4 protein-coding genes are annotated in these 5975 nt (G+C 74.3%); all 4 read right to left on the reverse strand.

Translation table 11 applies throughout. From position 1 onward, the window contains the following. Positions 1-105: 105 nt before the first annotated feature. The 4 genes from AB0C69_RS36480 to AB0C69_RS36495 are packed head-to-tail and all read right to left on the reverse strand — an operon-like array spanning position 106 to position 5911. Complete coding sequence (locus AB0C69_RS36480; protein WP_353832903.1) at positions 106-885, reverse strand: SDR family oxidoreductase; 780 nt, start codon at positions 883-885, stop codon at positions 106-108. Next, on the reverse strand, positions 882-2114 hold the full coding sequence (locus AB0C69_RS36485) for an acyl-CoA dehydrogenase family protein (RefSeq protein WP_360360083.1): 1233 nt from the start codon (positions 2112-2114) through the stop codon (positions 882-884). Before AB0C69_RS36485 ends, AB0C69_RS36480 begins: the two co-directional genes overlap by 4 nt. 24 nt (positions 2115-2138) lie before the next feature. Further along, complete coding sequence (locus AB0C69_RS36490; protein ID WP_360360086.1) at positions 2139-3413, reverse strand: glycosyltransferase; 1275 nt, start codon at positions 3411-3413, stop codon at positions 2139-2141. Further along, complete coding sequence (locus AB0C69_RS36495) at positions 3410-5911, reverse strand: CDP-glycerol glycerophosphotransferase family protein (RefSeq protein WP_360360090.1); 2502 nt, start codon at positions 5909-5911, stop codon at positions 3410-3412. Before AB0C69_RS36495 ends, AB0C69_RS36490 begins: the two co-directional genes overlap by 4 nt. Positions 5912-5975: the final 64 nt, after the last annotated feature.

Consider the following 5975-nt stretch of genomic DNA (forward strand, 5'->3'; position numbering starts at 1 on the left):
GCGGCCGTGGCGAGCAGCTCGGCCCGCCGCCCCGCGCGGGCGGCGGCGGTGCCCTCGGCGTCGCGCCGTCGTGGACTCATGCGCAGTTCCTCATGTACCGGTGTCCTAAGCGTGCTGGGAGGAGACGGAGACGACCTCGCCCGTCATGTACGACGAGTAGTCGCTGGCCAGGAAGACGATAACGTTGGCCACCTCCCACGGCTCGGCGTAGCGGCCGAACGCCTCCCGGCGCGTCAGCTCCTCCAGCAGCTCCTCCGACGTCACCTTGACCAGGTGCGGGTGCATGGCCAGGGACGGGGAGACGGCGTTGACCCGGACACCGAAGTCGGCCGCCTCCAGCGCCGAGCAGCGGGTGAGCGCCATGACCCCCGCCTTGGCGGCGGCGTAGTGCGCCTGCCCCTTCTGCGCCCGCCAGCCGATCACCGAGGCGTTGTTGACGACGACGCCGGAGCCCTGGTCGCGCATGAGGCGCAGGGCGGCGCGGGTGCAGCGCATCGTGCCGGTGAGGGTGATGTCGAGGACGCGGCCCCACTGCTCGTCGGTCATGTCGACGAGGTCCGCCGTCCCGCCGAGCCCGGCGTTGTTCACCGCGACGTCGATGCGGCCGAACCGCTCCACGGCCCGGCCGTAGAGGGCCTGGACCTGCTCCTCGGAGGTGACGTCGCAGGGCAGCGCGTCGACCCGGTCGGCGCCGAACTCCTTCTCCAGCTCCGCCGCGGTCGCGGCGAGCCGCCGCTCGTGCGCGTCGGAGACCAGGACGCGGGCGCCCTCCTCCAGGCAGCGGCGGGCGGTGGCGCCGCCGATGCCGGCCCCCGCCGCCGCGGTGATCACGACGGCGCGGCCGGCGAGCAGGCCGTGCCCGGGGACGTAGGGGGGCGGGGTCATCCGCGTGCCTTCCTGTCGGCGGCCGGTTCACGGGGCAGGCCGAGCACGCGCTCGGCGATGATGTTGCGCTGGATCTCGTTCGACCCGGCGTAGATCGTGTCGGAGCGGGAGAACAGGAACAGCCGCTGCCAGTCGTTCAGGTCGTAGGGCTGCGCGGTCCCTCCGTCCGGACCGGTGCCCGGCGCCCCGTCGGCGACGAGGCCGGCGGCGCCGAGGACGTCCATGGCCAGCTCGCCGAGCTCGCGGTGCCAGGTGCCCCAGACGAGCTTGGAGATCGACGACTCGGGGCCGGGGGCGCCCGACGCGACGCCCGCCATGGTGCGCACCGCGTTCAGCCGCATGATCTCCAGGCCCATGTAGGACCGGGTCAGCCGGTCGCGCAGCAGGGGGTCGTCGATGGCGCCGGTGCGGCGGGCGAGGTCGGCGACGCCCTCGAACTCGCGCCGGAACCCGACCTGCTGGCCGAGCGTCGCGACGCCGCGCTCGAACCCGAGCGTCGCCATCGCGATCCTCCAGCCCTCGCCGGGCTCCCCGACGATGTTGCCCGCGTCGGTGCGGGCGCCGTCGAAGAACACCTCGTTGAACTCGGAGGTGCCGGTGAGCTGGACGATCGGCCGGATGTCCACGCCGTCCTGGCGCATGGGGACGAGCAGGTACGACAGGCCCCTGTGGCGCGACGACCCCGGCTCGGTGCGGCACACGACGAAGCACCAGTCGGCTTCGAGGGCCAGCGACGTCCACACCTTCTGCCCGTCGACCAGCCAGTGGTCCCCGGCGAGCTCGGCGCGGGTCTGGACGTTGGCGAGGTCGGAGCCCGCGTTCGGCTCGGAGTAGCCCTGGCACCACAGCTCCCGCGCCGCCACGATCGGCGGCAGGAAGCGGGCGCGCTGCTCGTCGGTGCCGAAGGCGATGATCGTGGGACCGAGCAGGTTCTCGCCGATGTGGTTGACCCGGGCCGGCCCGTCGGCGAGCGCGTACTCCTCGTGGAAGATCACCTGCTGCTCGACGGTGGCGCCGCGGCCGCCGTACTCGCGGGGCCAGCCGACGCAGGTCCAGCCGGCGGCGGCCATGTGACGCTCCCAGGCCAGCCGCTCCTCGAAGGCCTCGTGCTCGCGGCCGGGGCCGCCGAGCCCGCGGGCGTGCGCGAAATCGCCCGACAGGTTGCCCTGGAGCCAGTCGCGGACCTCGGCGCGGAAGGCCCGGTCCGCGGGGGACTCGTTCTGCTTCACGCCAGGGACTCTACCAAACAGTTGTTAGAAAGAATCACCCCCCAGGGCGGGTTCCGCCTCCAGAGCGACCACCGGCCTCTCGGCGAGGGGCGCGGCGGAGGCCGCGGTCCGGCGCGGCGCGAGAACCGGCGCGGCGGCCGCGTGCCCACGGTGGAGCAGGTCGAACAGGCGGTCCCACCGGGCGAGGACGGCGTCCGGCCCGAAACGCGACACCGACACGCGGGCGCGGGCCCCGAGCGCGCGGCGCAGCTCCGGTTCCTCGATGAGCCGGCCGAGCGCGGCGGCGAACGCGGTGACGTCGCCCGGCGGGGCCAGCAGGCCGTCCCGGCCGTCCTCGACCAGCGCCCGGACGCCCGGCGCGCAGTCGAACGCCACCGTGGGCAGCCCGTACGCCATGGCCTCCAGCACCGACATCGGGAAGCCCTCGGCCCGCGAGGGCAGCGCGAACACCGACGCCTCGACGAGCGCCTCCTCGACCTCGCAGACCACGCCCCGGAACTCGACGGAGCCGGACAGCCCGGCGGCGTCCGCCCGCGCCCGCAGGTCCTCCTCGTCCGGGCCGCCGCCGTAGACGTGCAGCCGCCAGCCCGGATGCCGTCCGGCGACGCGCTCCCACACCTCCAGCAGCAGGTCCACACCCTTCTCGTAGGCCAGGCGGCCGACGCAGGCGACGACCGGCAGGTCGAGCGTGGGATGCACGCCGGGCGTGACGTGCAGTGCGTTCGGGATGTGGTCCACGTTGGTCATGCCGTCCCTGGCCCAGGCGTCGGCGTCCTCGGCGGTGAGCACGAGCATCCGGTCCGCGCGGGCGTAGAGCTCCTTGACCCGCCGGTACCGCGACGACCTCCGGGTCGCCTGGTAGGACTCGTGGCTCATGCCCACGACGCGCAGCCCGGAGGTGTCGGCGAGCCGCACCCACTCCATCGCCCACACCTGCGCCACGATGACGACCGCTCCCGGCCGCGCGGCGGCGAACAGCTCCGACAGGCGCGCCGCGCCGCGCCGCTGGGCGGCCGTCCGCCACAGGTCCCGGGCCCGAGCCGCCGGGTCGAGCCGCTGCAGCGCCTTGCGCGGGCGCCAGGCCATGGCGGGCGGGCCCCACTCCCCGTGCAGCACCTCGACGGCGTAGGAGCCGTCGCGGCCGTGGTGGTACGGCTCCGGCCCCCGCGTGATCCCGACGAGGGTGACGCGGTCGCCGCGCCCGGCCAGCAGCCGCGCCATGTGGTGCGCCCACCGCTGGAGGCCGCCCATCTCGTCGGCGTTGTTGCACACGATGAAGACGTCACGCGGCGCGGTCATGGCGTTTCCCTCCTGCTCGGCGCGGCGGGGAAGTAGCGGTCCACCACCGTCTTCGCGGCGGTGCCGCGTTCGTGCTCGCCGAAGCGCGCGGCGAACGCGCGGCGCCGCCCGGCGTGCTCGGCCCCGGCCGCGTCCAGGCCGGCGAGCGCGGCGACGAGCTCGTCCTCGGTGCGGGTGATCGGCCCCGGAGCGTGCCGCTCCAGGTCGAAGTAGCCGGTGGCGAGGTCCCTGCCCTCCGGGAGGTGCAGCACGATCGGCCGGTCGAGCAGCGCGAAGTCGAACATGATCGAGGAGTGGTCGGTGACGAGGGCGTCCGCCAGCAGCAGGAGCGGCGTCACGTCGGGCACCGCGCCAACGTCCCGCATGACGGCGCGGGCGCCCGGCGGGACGTTCGCCCGGCACAGGTAGTGGGGCCGGACGAGCAGGACGTACTCCTCCCCCAGCTCTCGCGCGAAGACCCCCGGATCCACAGGCGGGTCGAGGAGCCGGACGGGACGCCCCTTCGGCCCGGTGACGTACGTGGGCGCGTACAGGACAGCGCGGCGCCCGTCGTCCAGGCCGAGCGACTCGCGCAGGGCCGCGACCTCGGCGGCCAGCTCCGGGTCGCCGTCCACCCCGTTGACCAGGGGGTCGTTGCGGGGATACCCCACCGGGAGCAGCTCGGAGCGCACGCCGAGGCCGCTGCAGAGCGTCTCGGTGTCGTGCCCGGAACGCACCAGGAAGCAGTCGAAGCGCTCCACCATCCGCCGCAGCCGCTCCTGGTCGCCCGCGGGCCCCGACTTCATCCGCGGCTGGTCCAGCCCCATCAGCTTGAACGCCGACCCGTGCCAGGTCTGGATGTAGGTGGTCTCGGGACGCTTGCGCAGCCGGTCCGGGAAGCCCTGGTTGTCGATCCAGAACTGGGCCCGCGCGAGCGCCAGGTAGTACGCCCAGGACCCGCGCTTGACGAGTCGGACGTCGTCGGGGAACCCCTTGGGGGACGAGGCGTACGACCACACGGCCGTCACCGGGCGGCCGGACCTGCGCAGTTCCCGGTAGATGTACTTGGGGTTGTCGGAGTAGTGGCGGCCGAGCTGGCTCTCGAAGACCGCCAGGCCGGCCCGGACGGGCAGCCGGCTCAGCACCCGGTTGAACACGATGATCTTGGTGTTCCGGCCGGTCAGGGTCCGGCGCACCGCCCGGCCCAGCTCCCGGAGCCGGTGCCGGGTCAGCCGTCCCGGGCGGGACAGGGCGGCGCGGCGCGCGGCGGCGCGGGTGAGCCGCGCCCACGGGCTCCCCGCCTCCAGGGCGAACGCCAGGTGCCCGCCCTCGGTGACGTAGGAGCGGAGCCGGTCCCCCGCGAACCGCGTCAGGCGCGGCCGGACGGGCAGCGAGACCCCGCCGAGCGACGGCGACCCGCGGCCCTCGCCGAGCCGGGTGACCACCTCCTCGCCGTCCACCCGGATGCGCAGCCGCACGTCCCAGACGGGGTCGATGAACCCGAGGGGGCGGATCCTGCGGGCGGGGTCGAACTCGGCGCGCCAGGTGAGCCGGTCGCCCTCGTGCCGGACGGACGCGCGGACCCGCCCCTTCCGCGAGCGGCCGCGCCGGTCGCGGAACTCCAGCGTCCCGGCCAGCTCGGCATCCCGCGGGATCCGCTCCAGCGGGTTCAGCACGTGGCCTGCCATGAGCACGCGGCCGCCGCGCGTCTCCAGCCGCGTCACGGTGTTCGCCGGGCGCAGCTCCCGGAGGGGCCGCACATGGAACCCGAAGGACGTGACGTCCCGGACGCGGCGGCCGAGCGTGCCGCGCGGGCGACCGGCGCCCCAGTAGACCCGCCCGTCCCGCTCCACCAGGCGGGCGCGCAGCTCGGGGCGCTTCATGGGGTCGTACTCGGCGGCGGCGAGCGCGCCCGCGTGGTCGCCCTCGCGGATCAGGTGCGCGGCGATCGCGGGCAGCGGGTTGGCCTGCTCGAAGACCCGCGGGTCCAGCTCATCCAGGTAGGCGGCGGCCAGGTCGAGGAAGCGCGCCTGGTGGGCCGGGTCTCGGTCGCGCAGGTCGCGCAGGTACAGCACCAGGTCGTGGTTGACGAACTTGACGTCCTTGGCCCGCTGCAGGTCGTAGGCGCCGCGCAGCGCGAAGAGCATGTCGATGCGGCGGTGGATCTCCAGCCGGTCGGTGAAGTTGGCCAGGTCGGCGCGCCGGTTGGAGATCGACGGCGCCCGCGTCCGCTCCTTGACCAGCCAGTTGTAGACGCGGTGCGGGATCAGGGCGGTCCGCCCCGCCTCCAGGTAGGCCTCGGCGGTGAACAGCAGGTCCTCGTAGTGCAGCCGCTCGACGAACCGCAGGCCGTGCTCCTCCAGGAAGCCGCGCCGGTAGGCCTTGTTGGTCGAGAGGGTGTCGTAGAGGAGATCGGGTCTCTCGCTCAGCGACCCGTAGACCGCGCTGTGCCGGTAGAGCCACGGGTACCAGGGGCGGATCCGCCCTTTGGCGCGGCAGGAGCAGGTCAAGGCCGTCATCAATCCCAACCGATAGGAAACCCCGTGCCCATGCAGATTCCCCGCCGCCGGCTCGGCGCCGCCG

The sequence above is a fragment of the Actinomadura sp. NPDC048032 genome (assembly GCF_040653175.1).
Lineage (GTDB): Bacteria > Actinomycetota > Actinomycetes > Streptosporangiales > Streptosporangiaceae > Spirillospora > Spirillospora verrucosospora.